Here is a 16,319-nt window from a genome sequence, read left to right on the forward strand (position 1 = left end):
GCGTCCTCCGTACCGTGGTAACTCCGATCGTCCGGCTCAGGGCGAGCGTCCTCCGTACCGTGGTAACTCCGATCGTCCGGCTCAGGGCGAGCGTCCTCCGTACCGTGGTAACTCCGATCGTCCGGCTGGTGGAAACGATCGCGCTCCGCACCGCGGAAACTCGGATCGTCCGGCGCAGGGTGAGCGTCCTCCCTATCGGGGCAATTCTGACCGGCCCGCCCAGGGCGGCGAGCGTCCTCCCTATCGTGGTAACTCCGACCGTCCGGCCCAGGGTGAGCGTCCTCCGTACCGGGGTAATTCCGACCGTCCGGCGCAGGGCGGGGAACGTAAGCCGTGGGCCAAGGATGGCGCGCGATCCGAGCAGAGCGACCGGCCCAGCAATGACCGGCCGCGGAGCGACCGGCCCAGCAATGACCGGCCGCGGAGCGACCGGCCCAGCAATGACCGGCCGCGGAGCGACCGGCCCAGCACTGACCGCCCGCGTGGTGACAACGACAGCAAGCCGTGGACCCAGCGCGGCGGTTCGCCGAACCGGGCCGGCGCCCCGCGCGTCGACGCCGGCAAGAAACTGTGGACTCGCGACGGCGCTCCGGCCCGTAACGACCGCGATGCCCGCGTCGTTGAAGAGGAGATGACGGAAGAGCAGCGCATGCAGCGCGAGCTGCGTTCGGTGCGTCCGCGCCACGACGACCCTGAGCTTCCCGACGACATCACGGCCAACGACCTTGACCGCATTGCCCGCAACGAGCTGAAGACCCTGACCAAGGAGAACGCCGAGACCGTCGGCCGCCACCTGGCCATGGCCGCGCGCGTCATCGACGAGGACCCGCAGCTCGCCCACCAGCACGTGATGAGCGCTGCCCGCCGGGCCGGCCGCATCGGCGTCGTGCGCGAGAGCCTTGCGATCACCGCGTACGCCACCGGTGACTTCGCCCTGGCCCTGCGCGAACTGCGCACCTACCGCCGCATTTCCGGCTCGAACGATCAGCTGCCCCTCATGGTCGACAGCGAACGCGGCGTCAACCGCCCCGATCGCGCCCTCGAGCTCGGACGCTCGGTCGACCGCAGTACGCTGTCCCCGTCCGTTCAGGTTGGCCTGGCCATCGCCATGTCGGGCGCACGTCTCGACCTGGGCGAAACGGATGCCGCGCTCGTCGAGCTCGAAATTCCTCAGCTCAACCCCAACACGGCCTTCTCCTACAGTCCTGAACTGTTCGCCGCCTACGCGGAGGTGCTGACCGAACTCGGCCGCGAGGACGAAGCCGACGAGTGGCTCGAACGGGCCTCTCGTGCCGATGCCGCACTCGGAGCCTCCGGTGACACGGACGAAACCATCGAAATCGAAGAGATGGAAGAGGATGACGACGAGGCCCTTGCCGACTTCGCGGCTGACGCCGGCGAAGACGACGAACCGGTCGACGCCGGTGAGGCTGCCCGCGCTGTTGCCGCGGCCGGCCTCGTCGATGCTCCGGCGAATGCTGCTGATGCAGCGCATGCCGTGGAGATTGATGACGCCGACGACATCGTGACCGAAGCAGCTGATTTCGCCGAGGTTGATGACGCCGCCGACGACGCAGTAGACGCGGCCGCGATCGACGCGACGCGCGCCGAGGCTGACGCTGCGGCATCCGTTTCGCACGATGACGGGACGGAGCCGGATGCTGCATCGTCGAAAGCCTGACTCGGCGACTCCGCTGGCCGGCGTTGACGTGCTGTTGGCCGATCTTGACGGAGTGGTCTATGCAGGCCCAGCGGCGATTCCCTTCGCCGTGGAGAGCCTGAACCGTGCGGCCGAGACTATGCGCGTTGGCTACATCACCAACAATGCCTCGCGCACCGACCAGTCGGTTGCCGACCACCTGACCCAGCTCGGGCTCAGCGTGGTCGCAGCGGATGTCGTCACCTCTCCCCAAGCGGCCGTTCGGCTGCTCGGGGAGCAGGTGGAGCCCGGATCGCGCATCCTCGTGGTGGGTGGTGACGGATTGGTCGACGAGGTCGTCAAGGGCGGATTCGTGGTGACGCGCTCGGCCGACGACAAGCCGGCCGCGGTCATTCAAGGGTTCTCACCCGAGGTCGGCTGGGTGCACCTGGCCGAAGCGGCGTTCGCGTTGAATGCCGACGGCGTTGGCACCGGAATTCCGTGGATCGCCACCAACACCGACTGGACCATTCCGGTGGCCCGCGGCATCGCTCCCGGCAACGGCACGCTCGTATCGGCCGTGCACACGGCCGTGGGCCGGCTTCCGCTGGTAGCCGGCAAACCCGAAGCGGCCATCTTTCTGGAGGCCACGCGGCGTTTCAACGCCCAGAACGCGCTCTTCATTGGCGACCGTCTCGACACCGATATTCTGGGCGCGAACCGAGCCGGTATCCCCGCCGTACTCGTGCTCACCGGTATCGATCGGGCCAAACAGGCCCTCGCCGCCGACAAAGACTCACGGCCGGCGTTCATCCTCGAGAACCTGCAGCAGTTGCACGAGCCGTACCCGGAGACCGTTTTCTCCAAGGACGGTACCACCGCCACGGTGAACGGGGCGAGCGTGCGGGTGCACGGCAACGACGTGCAGATTCTCAAAGACGGTGACGGCGGAGTCAACCTGCTGCGCGCCGCGTGCGCCGCGATCTACCGATCCGGGCGAGCGATTCACGGCCTCAACGTTCCGGAGCGACTGTATCTCGAGCAGTAGCCTAGACAGTGTGAATCCCGAACCCGCACCGGTCGATGTCGCCGCGCAACTCGCCGACATCGAGACCCTGCCGCTCGAAGCGCGCGCTGGGGCGTTCGGGCAACTGCACGAGCAGCTGCGCGAAGAACTCGAAGACGCCGACACCGACCAGGCGGGCCAGGCGTGAGCGACACCCCGGTGCCGAATTCCCGCCACGACCACGAAACAGAACCATTTATGCCCGAGAACGTGAACGACGCCGAACCGATCGACTCCGACCAGCTGGACGGCCCGCCAGAACGGATGCCCGCCTCCCGCCTCGACGCCGCCCTCGCCGATCGTGGGCTGGTTCGCTCCCGAACGGTCGCTGCCAAACTGATCGCTGACGGCCTCGTCACCGTCAACGGAGTGCCGGTGGTGAAGGCCAGCACCAAAGTAGACGCGGACGCCGTTCTCGAGGTGGCCGCGACCGACCACTACGTCAGCCGGGGCGCCCACAAACTCAACGCAGCTCTCGACGCCTTCGCGATAAGCGTCACCGGCCGCACGGCACTCGACGCCGGAGCGAGTACCGGAGGGTTCAGCCAGGTGCTGCTCGAACGCGGCGCCGCCCAGGTCATCGCGGCCGATGTCGGCCACGGCCAGCTTGCCGCGCAACTGAAGACCGAGCCGCGGCTGAAGCTGGTCGAGGGCTACAACATCCGCTACGCGACCCCGGAAACGCTCGCCGGGGCATCCGGCATCGCGACCCGCCCCGACCTCGTCGTGGCGGACCTGTCGTTCATCTCGCTCACCACCGTGCTGCCGGCCCTCGCGGCCACGGCCGCAGAGGGCGCCGACTTTGTGCTGCTGATCAAACCACAGTTCGAGGTGGGCCGCGGCGGCATTCGCGAGGGTATTGTGCACGATAAGGGCCTGCGCAGCGACTCGGTAGCCGGCGTGCTGTGGGCCGGCTGGGACCTGGGCCTGAAAACCTGCGGGGTCATCGCCTCACCCATAATTGGGGCGGCCGGAAATCACGAGTATCTGTGCTGGATGAGCGCCGCGTCGGGCACAAATCCGACAGAATGGATGGACCGGATCGAAACCGTGGTGGGAGCGTGACGAGTTGAGCGACAGCCCGCGGTACTTTCTGATCGTGGCGCACACCGGCCGCGCTGACTCTGTCGAAGCCGCCTCGACGGTGTGTAAGCAGCTTCTGGCCGCAGGGGCTGTGCCGGTGCTCGCCAGCGATGAACGCGCCGACCTTCTGGCCGCCTGCCCGGAGCTGAATGGTCATATCGCGATTCTCGGTGACACGGTGCGAACTACCGACCTTGAGCTTGTCATCGTGCTCGGCGGTGACGGAACCATTCTGCGTTCGGCCGAACTCGTGCGCGGCTGCTCGGCACCGCTGCTCGGTATCAATCTCGGCCACGTGGGGTTTCTCGCGGAGAGCGAACGTGACGACCTGGGCGAGGCCGTACGTCGCGCTCTCAAGGGCGACTATGAGGTCGAGGAACGCCTCGCACTGTCGGTGCGGGTCAAAGTGGCCGACGAGGTCGTCTACGAAACCTGGGCGCTCAACGAAGTCACCGTCGAAAAAGCCAGCCGCGAACGAATGATCGAGGTCGTCGTCGAGGTCGACGGCCGCCCGCTGTCGTCGTTCGGCTGTGACGGCGTTGTGCTGTCGACCCCGACCGGCTCGACCGCGTACTCGTTCTCGGCCGGCGGCCCGATCGTCTGGCCCGGCGTCGAAGCGCTGCTGCTCGTGCCGCTGAGCGCCCACGCTCTGTTTGCGCGGCCGCTCGTGGTCGGCCCGGAGTCGTCACTCGCCGTCGAGGTACTCTCCCGCACGGGCGCTCGCGCCGTGCTCTGCGCCGACGGACGCCGCACCCAGGACCTCCCGACCGGTGCCCGCGTGATCGTGCGCCGCTCGAGTGTTCCGGTGCGCCTCGCCCGCCTGCACATCGGCCCCTTCACCGACCGCCTGGTCAACAAATTCAACCTGCCGGTCACTGGCTGGCGCGGCCCGGTCGGCCGCGAGTGATCGACGAGCTGTTCATTCGCGATCTCGGCGTCATCGCCGAGGCCACACTGCCGCTCGGCCCCGGGTTCACCGCCGTCACCGGCGAAACCGGCGCCGGCAAGACCATGGTGGTCACCGCGCTCGGACTGCTGCTCGGGGATCGAGCGGATGCCGGCACCGTGCGCCAGGGCCAGCCGCAGAGTTTCGTACAGGGCCGCTGGCTCATCGACCCCGCCGGCCCCGTCGCCGACCGGGTTCGCGACGCCGGGGGAGACCTCGACGGGCCAGAGCTCATCCTCGGACGGTCGGTCTCGAGCGAAGGTCGCAGCCGTGCGATGGTCGGCGGCCGTGGCGCCCCGGCGAGCGTACTCGGCGACCTGCGCAACGACCTTGTGGTGGTGCACGGCCAGAGCGACCAGGTTCGCCTGCGCTCCGCCGCAGCCCAGCGCGACGCCCTCGACCGCTTCGCCGGCCTCGACCTCGCCGCCGTTCTCGGCGACTACCAGCACGCCTTCCACCGTTGGCAGGCTAACCAACACGACCTCGATCGGCTCGTCACCGAACGCGACCTGCGCGCCCGCGAGGCCGACGACCTGCGCGCCGCACTCACCGAGATCGAAACAGTCGCCCCGCAACCCGGCGAGGATGCCGAACTGGGCGAACGCGCCGAACGGCTCGGTAACCTCGAAGAACTGCGCTTGGCCGGCGAGCAGGCCCGCCAGCTCATCTCCGCCGAAGACAACCCCGACGACCTGCCCGACACGGTCGCCCTGCTCGAATCAGCCAGGCGCGCCCTCGACCGGGTCGCCGCGCACGACGTAGCCCTGCCGCTCTTGGTCGCGGCGATCGCCAACGTCGGTTTCGTGGTCGCCGATATCGCCGCCGAGCTCTCCAGCTACCTGGCCGGCCTCGACGCCGACGGTGCCCGCGAACTCGAAATCGTGCAGGAACGCCGCGCCGAACTGGGGATCCTTGCCCGCAAATACCCCGGCGGCCTCGAAGAAGCCATCGATTTTCTGGACTCCGGCAGCACGCGGCTGCTGGAGCTCGACTCCGACTCCGACCGCATCGAGCAGCTCAGCGCCGAAGCGGATGCCGACCGTGCGCTGGTCACCGATCTCGCCGCCACCCTCAGCGCGTTGCGCCAGGCCGCGGCCGTGCAGCTCGGTGCCCGGGTGACCGCAGAGCTCGGCGCGCTGGCAATGCCGGACGCCGTGCTGCTCGTGGAGGTGGAAGCCGGGCCGGAGTTCACGATCACCGGCAGCGACCTCGTGCGCCTGCTGTTGCAGCCGCACGCGGGCGCCGAGCCGCGAGCGCTGGCGCGCGGGGCATCCGGTGGCGAATTGTCTCGGGTCATGCTCGCGATCGAGGTCGTCATCAACGCGACCGACCCGGTACCCACCTTCGTCTTCGACGAGATCGATGCCGGCGTTGGCGGGGCCGCCGCGATCGAAATCGGCCGAAGGCTCGCCCGCCTGGCCGAAACCGCCCAGGTGATCGTGGTCACCCACCTCGCCCAGGTCGCCGCGTTTGCCGGAAACCACCTCAGCGTGGTCAAGGACAGCGACGGATCCGTCACCGCCTCGAGCGTGCGCCAGCTGCGCGGCGACGACCGGGCCGCCGAAATGGCTCGCCTGCTCTCGGGCCTGCCCGACTCGAAGAGCGGCCTCGAACACGCCCGCGAACTGCTCGAACTCGCCCAGTCCAACTCCCGTCCCTCTAAAAAGTAAGCGACGAATTTTCTGGTGATAGCATTGAAGCCCGTGGTGGAAAATATACTTACGGACAGATCAGACGGCATAACCAAGCACATCTTCGTGACCGGGGGTGTGGTCTCCTCGCTCGGTAAGGGCTTGACGGCGGCCAGCCTCGGAAACCTTCTCACTGCACGCGGGCTACGGGTAGTCATGCAGAAGCTCGACCCCTATCTCAACGTCGATCCGGGAACGATGAACCCGTTCCAGCACGGCGAGGTCTTCGTCACCGACGACGGCGCTGAAACCGACCTCGACATCGGCCACTACGAACGTTTTCTTGACATCAACCTCGGCCAGTCGGCCAACGTGACCACCGGGCAGATCTACTCCCAGGTCATCGCCAAGGAACGCCGCGGCGAATACCTCGGCGATACCGTACAGGTCATCCCGCACATCACCGATGAGATCAAGCGTCGCATGCGACTGCAGGCCAGTGACGATGTACGCCCCGACGTGATCATCACCGAGGTCGGCGGCACCGTCGGTGACATCGAAAGCCAGCCGTTCCTCGAGGCCGCCCGCCAGGTGCGCCACGAACTCGGCCGCGGCAACGTGTTCTTCGTGCACGTCTCGCTCGTGCCGTTCCTCGGCGCGGCTGGCGAGCAGAAGACCAAGCCCACCCAGCATTCCGTCGCGACACTACGCTCGATCGGTATTCAGCCGGACGCCCTCGTGCTGCGCAGCGACCGGCCCGTCTCCGAGTCGAACAAGCGCAAGATCGCGCTCATGTGCGACGTCGACGAAGACGCCGTCGTCAACGCCGTCGACGTTGCCTCGATCTACGAGATTCCCACCATGCTGCACGACCAGGGCCTCGACAAGTACATCGTCAACGCCCTCGGCCTCACCGCCGCCGTCGTCGACTGGTCCGGCTGGGAAAACCTGCTCGAAGCCGTACGCCACCCCAAGCATGAGGTCACGATTGGTCTGGTCGGCAAGTACATCGACCTTCCGGATGCCTACCTCTCGGTCACCGAGGCGCTGCGAGCCGGCGGATTCGCCAACCAGGCCAAGGTCAAAATCGTCTGGATCGGTTCCGACGACTGCGAAACCGACGAGGGAGCGGCCCGGCTGCTCGGCGAACTTGACGGCATCTGCGTTCCGGGCGGCTTCGGAATCCGCGGCATCGAGGGAAAGCTCGGCGCCCTCAAATTCGCTCGCGAAAACGGTATCCCGGTGCTTGGCCTGTGTCTCGGCCTGCAGTGCATGGTCATCGAATACGCCCGCAACAAGGCCAACCTGCCCGGCGCTTCGTCGAGCGAGTTCGACCCGGAAACCGAGTTTCCGGTCATCGCGACCATGGAAGAGCAGGTCGAGATCATCGCCGGAGGTGACCTGGGCGGCACCATGCGCCTCGGCCTGTACCCGGCCACACTCGCCGAGGGTTCCCTCGTCGCCGAGCTGTACGGCGCCAACGAAGCGTCCGAACGGCACCGCCACCGCTACGAGGTCAACAACGCCTTCCGCGACCAGATCGCCAGCGCCGGTCTGTGGTTCTCCGGAACCAGCCCCGACCGCCACCTGGTCGAGTACGTCGAGCTCAAGCGCGACGAGCACCCGTTCTACGTTGGAACCCAGGCGCACCCGGAGCTGCGCTCACGACCTAACCACGCGCATCCGCTGTTTCGCGGTCTGATCAAGGCCGCGCTCGAGCGCCAGGAGGCCAGCCGGTTGTTCGAGGTGAAAGAAGAGCTCAGTGCCTGAAGTGCTGCAGGATGACGTCGCTCCGGCCCTGGCCACCGCGAGTGACGTCGTTTTCGACGGCGCCATCTGGAACGTACGCCGGGATTCGTTCGACTACAACGGCGAGAGCATCACCCGTGAGTACCTCGACCACCCCGGTGCGGTCGCCGTGCTCGCCCTCGACGAGCAGGATCGGGTGTTGCTGATCAAGCAGTACCGGCACCCGACTGGCCTGCGCGGCTGGGAGCTGCCGGCCGGGTTGCTCGACATCCGCGGAGAAAATGCCGTGGTCGGCGCCCAGCGGGAGCTGGCCGAAGAAGCGGATGTCGTTGCCTCCGATTGGTCGCTGCTCACCGAGTTCTACACCTCGCCCGGCGGCAGCAACGAAGCGATTCGGGTCTACCTCGCCCGGGGTATCTCGGCGGTTGCCGCGTTCGCCCGTACTCACGAAGAAGCCGATATCGAACTGCGCTGGGTGCCGCTCGAGGAGTGTGTCGATGCCGTGCTGGCGCGCCGCATCTCCAACCCGATCCTGATCGTGGCTGTTCTGGCCGCCCAGGTGGCGCGTTCACGCGGGTGGAGCACGCTGGCAGCGGCTGACCTTCCGTGGCCGCGGCATCCGCTCAACCTTCATTCGCGCACCACCACGGCCTGAACATGGCGATCGCCACAGCGGTGGATTCGTATCTGCGGCACGTGGCGGTCGAGCGTGGCCTCGCCGCGAACACCGTCGCCGCCTACCGCCGCGATCTCGGGCTGTACACGGCGTGGCTCGGGGAAGATTCGGTGGAAGGCCCGCCACGGCCGATCACCGACCTGCGAAACGTCACCCGAGCGCACATCTCGGCGTTCGTGCAGTACCTCGGACTGCGCCCGGAATCGCCGCTGACCGCGGCATCCATTGCCCGAATTCTCTCGACCGTGCGCGGCTTCCACGGGTTTCTGCTCGACGAGGGCCTGGTCGAAACGAATGTCGCGCACGACACCAAACCGCCCAAACTGGCCCTGCGCCTGCCCAAGGCGATCTCGATTGACCAGGTTACCGCGCTCCTTGCGGCGACCGACGGTGACGATGTGCAGCGCCTGCGCGACAAAGCCCTGCTCGAACTGCTCTACGCCACCGGAGCGCGGGTGAGCGAGGTGGTCAACCTCAACGTCGACGACGTGCTCGTGGAGGTGTTCGACTCGGTGCGCCTCACCGGCAAGGGTGACAAGCAGCGCATCGTGCCGGTCGGCAGCTTCGCGCGCGCCGCCGTCTCCGATTACCTCGTGCGAGCCCGGCCAATACTGTCGTCCCGCGGCCGCTCGACGCCGGCCCTGTTCCTTGGGCTGCGCGGACAACGGGTCAGCCGACAAAACGCCTGGCTGATAATTCGCGCCGCCGCCGAACGGGCCGGACTCACCGTGCCCGTCTCGCCCCACACCCTGCGACACTCGTTTGCGACGCACCTGCTCGCCGGTGGCGCCGATGTGCGGGTGGTGCAGGAGCTCCTCGGCCATTCCTCGGTAGCCACCACCCAGATCTACACCCTGGTGACAGTGGACACCCTGCGCGACATGTACACCCTGTCCCACCCGCGCGCCCGCTGACCCTTCCGCGAGAGCGGAAAAAACGTTGCTTCAGGGGTGCTGAAGCAACGTTTTTCCCGCTCTCGCGAGGGGAGCAAGCGCGGGGTGCGCGGCGATCCTTGCGGCGACGGCCCGTTCCACTCGCTACAATCGACCAAGTGATGGGTGCAGGACAAATCAAGGACGGGCCAGTGACGCGTAAGTTGAGCGAGCGAATTTCGCTACCCGGTTTCGACGACATGCCGGTAGGTCCGACCGGACGCGAAAAACACGAGTTCGCCGATCCGGAGCCGCTGAAAAGCCACGGCCCCGCCCGCATCATCTCCCTCTGCAACCAAAAGGGCGGCGTCGGCAAGACCACGACGACCATCAACCTCGGTGCCGCCTTGGCCAGCTACGGCCGCCGGGTGCTCGCCGTCGACTTCGACCCGCAGGGCGCCCTCTCGGCCGGCCTCGGCGTGCCCACCCACGACGTCACCACCATCTACGACCTGCTGCTGAACGGCAAGGTCGACCCGAGAGACGCGATCCAGCCGACCTCGGTCGAGGGACTCGACGTCATCCCGGCCAACATCGACCTCTCCGCCGCCGAGGTGCACCTGGTCAACGAGGTCGCCCGGGAGCAGATTCTGGCGCGCGTGCTGCGCAAGGTGTCGGCCGACTACGACGTCATCCTGATCGACTGCCAGCCCTCGCTCGGCATCCTCACCGTGAATGCACTGACCGCCAGCCACGGCGTGCTCATCCCGCTCGAGTGCGAATTCTTCGCCCTGCGCGGCGTCGCCCTGCTGATTGAAACCATCGACAAGGTGCGCGACCGACTCAACCCGGCGATCGAACTCGACGGCATTCTCGCCACCATGTACGACTCCCGCACCCTGCACTCCCGCGAGGTACTCGAGCGCGTCGTGGACGCCTTCGGGCACAGCGTGCTCGAAACCGTCATCGGACGCACCGTGAAATTTCCCGACGCGAGCGTGGCCGGGGTACCCATCACCGACTTCGCGCCAGAACACGCGGCCGCCAAGGCCTACCTGCAGGTGGCCCGCGAACTGATCCACCGTGGCGCCGTCGCCTAGCGCGGCCGAGAAGCCCGCGTTTTCGGTCGCTCTCGGCGTTTTCGAGGGCCCGTTCGACCTGCTGTTGAAACTGATCACCCGGCACGAACTCGACATCACCGAGATTTCGCTCAGCCAGGTCACCGACGAGTTCATCTCCTACCTGCGCGGCCTCGACGCCAGCGAAGAGCTCGACCAGGCCACCGAGTTTCTGGTCGTCGCCGCGACGCTGCTCGACCTCAAGGTAGCCGGGCTGCTGCCACAGGGTGAACTCGTCGACGCCGAAGACGTGGCCCTGCTCGAAGCCCGCGACCTGCTGTTCGCGCGTTTGCTTCAGTACCGCGCTTTCAAGGAAGCCGCCGGCTGGTTCACCGGCCAGCTCGACGTTGAGACCCGCCGGCACGTACGGTCGGTGCGACTCGAGGAGAAGTACCGTCAGAAGACCCCCGAGCTGGTCTGGACGCTCTCCCTCGCCAATTTCGCCGCCCTGGCCGCCGGCGCCCTCGCACCGCGCGAGCTGCCCGTTGTGGGCCTTGACCACCTGCACGCGCCGCTGGTCAGTATCCGCGAACAGGCCGCCTACGTCGTCGCCATGCTGGCGCAGGGGGAGCCGGTCTCGTTCCGGCAGCTCATCGCCGGCGCCGACCTGAAGGGCGTCATCATCGCCCGCTTTCTCGCGATGCTCGAGCTCTACCGCCATGGCGCCCTCTCTTTCGATCAAATCGAGCCCCTCGGCGAGCTCACCCTGCGCTGGAGCACCGAGTCCCTCGACGGGCGCGAATGGTCCGACGAGAACCTGGCATCGTTGGGGGCCGACTATGACAACTAGGAACCCGACCACCGACACGCGGTCGCGCACCTCGAAAACGGATGCCGCAGCATCCGTTTCGCAGGCAGCCCACGCGCTCGACCGCCAGCTCGAAGCCGTCTTCATGGTCGCCGACGAGCCGCAGGGCCTCGTGCACCTCGCGACCGCCGTGGGGCGGCCGGTTGCAGAGGTGGCGGCATCCGTTGCGCGGCTGGTCGCCGATTTCGACGGCCTCAGCAGCCCCGACGGCACGCAAACGGTTCGCCGCGGCTTCGAACTTCGCGAGGTCGCCGGCGGCTGGCGCATCTACGTGCGCGCCACCCACGACGAACTCGTGACCGACTTCGTGCTGACCCAGAATCCCAGCCGGCTCAGCCAGGCGGCCCTCGAGACCCTTGCAGTGATCGCCTACAAGCAGCCGATCAGTCGCGGCCAGGTCGCGAGCATTCGGGCCGTCAACGTCGACTCCGTCGTGCGCACACTGCTCGGTCGCGGCCTGGTCACCGAGGCATTCACCGACAGTGAAACCGGCGCGATCAACTACGCCACCACAGACTTGCTGCTGACCCAGCTCGGAATCAACTCGCTCGACGAGTTACCCCACCTATCGCCGTTGCTCGACGGCGGCACCGACGGATTCGAGGATCTGCTTTGACCGATAACACTCCCCAGGACCAGGTTCCCCGCGACCCCAACTTCAATCCAGAGGCCGCCGCCGACGGCGTGCGCCTGCAGAAGGTGCTCGCCTCGGCCGGTGTCGCCAGCCGCCGCGTCTCCGAGGATCTGATCACCTCCGGCCGCGTGCGCGTGAACGGCAAGGTCGTTACAGAGCTCGGCCGCCGAGTGCACCCCGAAACCGACCAGGTCGCCGTCGACAACGTGGCCGTGCAGCTGGACACCACCCGCCGCTACCTCATGCTCAACAAGCCGGTCGGCGTCGTCTCCTCGATGCAGGACGAAAGTGGCCGCCCCGATCTGCGCGAGTTCACCGACCAGTTCGACGAGCGCCTGTTCAACGTTGGCCGGCTCGACGCCCAGACCAGCGGCTTGCTCATCCTGACCAACGACGGCGACCTCGCGCACGTGCTCGCCCACCCCTCCTTCGGCGTTTCGAAGACCTACATCGCCAAGGTCGAGGGCCGCGTTTCGCCGCAGACCATCGGGCAGCTACAGAGCGGCATCGAACTCGACGACGGCCCCATTCACGCCGATAAGGCGCGCATTCTCACGAGCCCTCCCGGCGGCGGCTACAGCATGGTCGAGCTCACGCTGCATTCCGGTCGCAACCGCATTGTGCGACGGATGCTCGACGCCGTCGGTCACCCCGTGGTCGACCTGGTGCGTCGCCAGTTCGGTCCACTGAACCTCGGCACCCTGCAGCAGGGCGCCGTGCGTGAACTCACCCGCGACGAACTGGGTCAGCTGCTCACCGTGTCCCGCCAGGCGCCCAGCGCGCGGCCCGAAGCCAAATAAGGACTGAAACACATGGGGGAAAGCCGCCTCGTCGGCCCGGTGCGCATCGTCGGCGTCGGCCTGCTCGGAACCAGCGTTGGCCTTGGCCTGCGCAACCGCAAGATCGAGACGATCCTCGCCGACGCCTCGCCAACCAACCTGCGCATCGCCATCGACTACGGCGCCGGCCGCGCCGCGAAAGACGGCGACCTGCCTCAGCTCATCGTGGTCTGCGTGCCGCCCGACGTCACTGCCGAGATCGTCGCCCGCGAACTCGAGGCTTACCCGGGCGCGATCGTGACGGATGTCGCGAGCGTCAAGCTCGCACCGCTGGCCCAACTGCGAGAGCGCGGAGCCGACATCAGCCGTTACATCGGGTCGCATCCGCTCGCCGGTCGGGAGAAGGGCGGCCCGCTCTCCGGCCGCGCCGACCTGTTCATCGGTCGCCCCTGGGTGGTCGCCGCGCACGATGCGATCAGCTACCAGCAGGCCGGCGCGATCGACGACCTCATTCTCGACCTCGGCGCCATTCTGGTCGAGATGACCCCCGAAGAGCACGACCTCGGCGTTGCGCTGGTTTCGCATGTGCCGCAGGTCATTTCCAGCCTGATGGCCCGCCGCCTTACCGGAGCGGCACATTCTTCGCTCAACCTGGCCGGCCAGGGCCTGCGCGACGTGACCCGGGTCGCCGCGAGCGACCCCGATCTGTGGGTGCAGATTCTCGGCGCTAACGCCGGCCCGGTGCGTGATGTGCTGCTGGCCTACCGTGATGACCTCGACCGGTTCATCGACGCCCTCGAAGATCCGGCCGCGCCCGGATCTCAGCGCCAGGTCGCCGAAGAACTCGCCGGCGGAAACGCCGGGGTGGCCCGGTTGCCCGGTAAACACGGGCAGGACCGCCGGTTCTCCTCGATGGTCGTCATGGTCAACGACCAGCCCGGCCAGATCGCTCGCCTGCTTAACGACATCGGCGAGCTCGGTGTCAACCTCGAAGACTTACGCTTGGAACACTCGCCGGGCGCCCAGATCGGTCTCGCCGAAATCTCTGTCCTGCCCGGCGCCGTCGCTCGCCTCACCGAAGAGCTGGCCGCGCGCGGCTGGCGGATTGCTGGTTAACCTACATGGCACGTCACACCCTCCCCACCCTCGTCGCCATCGATGGGCCGGCCGGCAGCGGCAAGTCGAGCGTGAGCCGTGCCGCCGCACGCCGCCTCGGTTTCGCGTACCTCGACACCGGCGCCGCCTACCGCGCGCTGGCCTGGCTGGCGCTTGAGCGCAACACAGACAACACCCAAGCGGATGCCGTCACCGCGCTCCTCAAAGACTTCGATTATTCGATCGGTACCGACCCAGACGAATACTTCGTCACGGTGGGGCAGACCGACGTGACCGACGCCATCCGCTCACCGGAGGTCAGTGCAGCGGTCAGCGCTGTCGCCCGCGTTCCCGCGGTGCGGGGCGCGCTCACCGAACTGTTTCGCAGCATCGCCGAGAACGTGGATCGGCCCGGCGTCATCATCGAAGGACGCGACATTACGACCATCGTCGCCCCGGAGGCGGAGGTGCGCATTCTACTCACGGCATCCGAGGAGGCTAGAATGGCTAGACGCTCTGCGGAAATAACGACCCAATCGGCCCAAATCGTGGCAGAACAGCTGCGATCACGCGATCGCGCTGACTCACAGGTTGTCGATTTCATGAGCGCTGCAGACGGTGTGATAACCGTCGACTCCACCCATCTCGACTTCGAGCAGACCATTGAAGCGGTCATCGACGTCTACCACACATGCACGAAGCGGGCTTTGAATGAGTAACGAATACGACGACACGAGCACAGCGCTCGACACCGAGCTGGCCGAACGACTCGCCAACCTCGATGAGGAACTCGCCACCCGGCGTTCCGCCGCGCTGCGCACGGACCTCGACAACTACGACCTCGACGAGGAAGACCTCGACGTACTGCAGGCCGTCACCGACGACCCCGACGCGATCCAATACCTGCCCGCCGTTCCGGTGATCGCCATCGTCGGTCGCCCGAACGTGGGCAAGTCGGCGCTGGTCAACCGCATCCTCGGCCGCCGTGAGGCCGTCGTCGAGGACACCCCCGGTGTGACGCGTGACCGCGTGGCGTACAAGGGCGACTGGAACGAACGTAAGTTCAGCCTCGTCGACACCGGCGGCTGGGAGCCCGACGCCAAGGGGATCGACGCCTCCGTCGCCGCCCAGGCCGAGATTGCCATCGACCTCTCCGACCTGGTCATGTTCGTCGTCGACTCCAACGTCGGCCCGACCTCGACCGACGAGGCCGTCGTGCGCATGCTCCGCAAGAGCGGCAAGCCCGTCTTCCTGGTCGCCAACAAGGTCGACGATGTGCGTCAGGAGCCCGAAGCGGCCAGCCTGTGGTCGCTCGGCCTCGGCCAGCCGTGGCCGGTCTCTGCCCTGCACGGTCGTGGTGTCGCCGACCTGCTCGACGCGATTCTGCTCGTGCTGCCCGAAATTTCCAACGTTGCCAAGCAGGAGGTCGGCGGCCCGCGCCGCGTCGCCATCCTCGGACGCCCGAACGTGGGCAAGTCCAGCCTGCTGAACAAGGTCGTGGGGGAGGAGCGCGTTGTCGTCAATGAGCTCGCCGGTACGACCCGCGACCCGGTCGACGAGCAGGTCGAGCTCGGCGGCAAGGTGTGGCGTTTCGTTGACACCGCCGGCATCCGCCGTCGAGTGCACCTCTCGCAGGGCGCCGACTTCTACGCCTCCCTGCGCACCAGCGCCGCTCTCGAAAAGGCCGAGGTTGCCGTTGTGCTCCTTGACGTGACCGAGGTCATCAGCGAGCAGGATATTCGCGTCATCGACCTCGTCATCGAGTCGGGCCGTGCGCTCGTGCTGGCGTTCAACAAGTGGGACCAGATCGACGACGACCGTCGCCGCTACCTCGAGCGTGAAATCGAGCAGGACCTGGCGCACGTGGCCTGGGCCCCGCGCGTGAACATCTCAGCCAAGACCGGTCGCCACATGGAGAAGCTGGTTCCGGCGCTCGAGCTCGCGCTCGAATCGTGGGATACTCGCATCGCCACGGGCAAGTTCAACGCCTTCCTGGCCGAGCTCGCTGCCGCCCATCCGCACCCCGTGCGCAGCGGCAAGCAGCCTCGAATTTTGTTTGGCACCCAGGCCTCGAGCCGCCCGCCGACGTTTGTGGTGTTCACCACCGGATTCCTCGACCCGGGCTACCGCCGCTACATCCAGCGACGCCTGCGCGAGATCTACGGCTTCGAAGGCAGCCCGATCAACCTCAGCATGCGCGTACGCGAGAAGCGCAAACGCTAG

At 67.1% G+C, this 16,319-nt stretch carries 16 protein-coding genes; all 16 read left to right on the forward strand.

All coding sequences use genetic code 11. The annotated features are described in order from the left end of the window. A partial coding sequence (locus tag CJ028_RS21175) for a hypothetical protein (RefSeq protein ID WP_205683965.1) occupies nt 1-1,681 on the forward strand: 1,681 nt, incomplete at its 5' end. Further along, nucleotides 1,659-2,687 (forward strand): HAD-IIA family hydrolase, encoded by a 1,029-nt coding sequence (locus tag CJ028_RS06905; protein ID WP_105034544.1) that lies wholly within the window; start codon nt 1,659-1,661, stop codon nt 2,685-2,687. The genes CJ028_RS21175 and CJ028_RS06905, both read left to right, overlap by 23 nt. Nucleotides 2,688-2,697: 10 nt before the next feature. Continuing rightward, entirely contained in the window at nt 2,698-2,853 is a 156-nt protein-coding gene (locus CJ028_RS20905; RefSeq protein ID WP_161498914.1) for a hypothetical protein, read from the forward strand. A 116-nt stretch (nt 2,854-2,969) separates the two neighbouring features. Continuing rightward, nucleotides 2,970-3,770, forward strand: coding sequence for a TlyA family RNA methyltransferase (locus CJ028_RS06910; RefSeq protein ID WP_105034582.1), 801 nt, complete (start codon nt 2,970-2,972; stop codon nt 3,768-3,770). A gap of 4 nt (nt 3,771-3,774) precedes the next feature. Then, nucleotides 3,775-4,695 (forward strand): NAD kinase, encoded by a 921-nt coding sequence (locus CJ028_RS06915; RefSeq protein WP_105034545.1) that lies wholly within the window; start codon nt 3,775-3,777, stop codon nt 4,693-4,695. Then, nucleotides 4,692-6,404, forward strand: a complete 1,713-nt coding sequence (gene recN, locus CJ028_RS06920; RefSeq protein WP_105034546.1) for a DNA repair protein RecN — start codon at nt 4,692-4,694, stop codon at nt 6,402-6,404. The genes CJ028_RS06915 and recN overlap by 4 nt, the downstream gene beginning before the upstream one ends. Before the next feature lie 33 nt (nt 6,405-6,437). After that, a complete protein-coding gene (gene pyrG, locus CJ028_RS06925) occupies nt 6,438-8,135 on the forward strand; it encodes a CTP synthase (RefSeq protein WP_105034547.1) in 1,698 nt (565 codons plus the stop codon). Continuing rightward, on the forward strand, nt 8,128-8,769 hold the full coding sequence (locus tag CJ028_RS06930; protein ID WP_105034548.1) for an NUDIX domain-containing protein: 642 nt from the start codon (nt 8,128-8,130) through the stop codon (nt 8,767-8,769). Before pyrG ends, CJ028_RS06930 begins: the two co-directional genes overlap by 8 nt. Before the next feature lie 2 nt (nt 8,770-8,771). Beyond that, nucleotides 8,772-9,704 carry a site-specific tyrosine recombinase XerD gene (xerD, locus tag CJ028_RS06935; RefSeq protein WP_105034549.1) on the forward strand — a complete coding sequence of 311 codons (933 nt, stop codon included), beginning with the start codon at nt 8,772-8,774 and terminating at the stop codon, nt 9,702-9,704. Between the two features lie 218 nt (nt 9,705-9,922). Beyond that, nucleotides 9,923-10,762 (forward strand): ParA family protein, encoded by an 840-nt coding sequence (locus CJ028_RS06940; protein ID WP_240607137.1) that lies wholly within the window; start codon nt 9,923-9,925, stop codon nt 10,760-10,762. Continuing rightward, nucleotides 10,746-11,570: a segregation and condensation protein A gene (locus tag CJ028_RS06945; protein WP_105034551.1), complete on the forward strand. Its 825-nt coding sequence runs from the start codon at nt 10,746-10,748 to the stop codon at nt 11,568-11,570. The genes CJ028_RS06940 and CJ028_RS06945 overlap by 17 nt, the downstream gene beginning before the upstream one ends. Then, complete coding sequence (gene scpB / locus CJ028_RS06950; protein WP_105034552.1) at nt 11,560-12,204, forward strand: SMC-Scp complex subunit ScpB; 645 nt, start codon at nt 11,560-11,562, stop codon at nt 12,202-12,204. Before CJ028_RS06945 ends, scpB begins: the two co-directional genes overlap by 11 nt. Before the next feature lie 68 nt (nt 12,205-12,272). Then, nucleotides 12,273-13,022, forward strand: a complete 750-nt coding sequence (locus tag CJ028_RS06955) for a pseudouridine synthase (protein WP_240607138.1) — start codon at nt 12,273-12,275, stop codon at nt 13,020-13,022. A 12-nt stretch (nt 13,023-13,034) separates the two neighbouring features. Further along, a complete protein-coding gene (locus CJ028_RS06960; RefSeq protein ID WP_105034554.1) occupies nt 13,035-14,117 on the forward strand; it encodes a prephenate dehydrogenase in 1,083 nt (360 codons plus the stop codon). Nucleotides 14,118-14,122: 5 nt separating this feature from the next. After that, nucleotides 14,123-14,815, forward strand: coding sequence for a (d)CMP kinase (gene cmk / locus CJ028_RS06965; RefSeq protein ID WP_105034555.1), 693 nt, complete (start codon nt 14,123-14,125; stop codon nt 14,813-14,815). Further along, entirely contained in the window at nt 14,808-16,319 is a 1,512-nt protein-coding gene (gene der / locus CJ028_RS06970) for a ribosome biogenesis GTPase Der (protein WP_105034556.1), read from the forward strand. The genes cmk and der overlap by 8 nt, the downstream gene beginning before the upstream one ends.

Origin of the sequence: Cryobacterium aureum, assembly GCF_002954245.1 — a bacterium.
In the GTDB taxonomy this organism is placed as follows: Bacteria; Actinomycetota; Actinomycetes; order Actinomycetales; family Microbacteriaceae; genus Cryobacterium; species Cryobacterium aureum.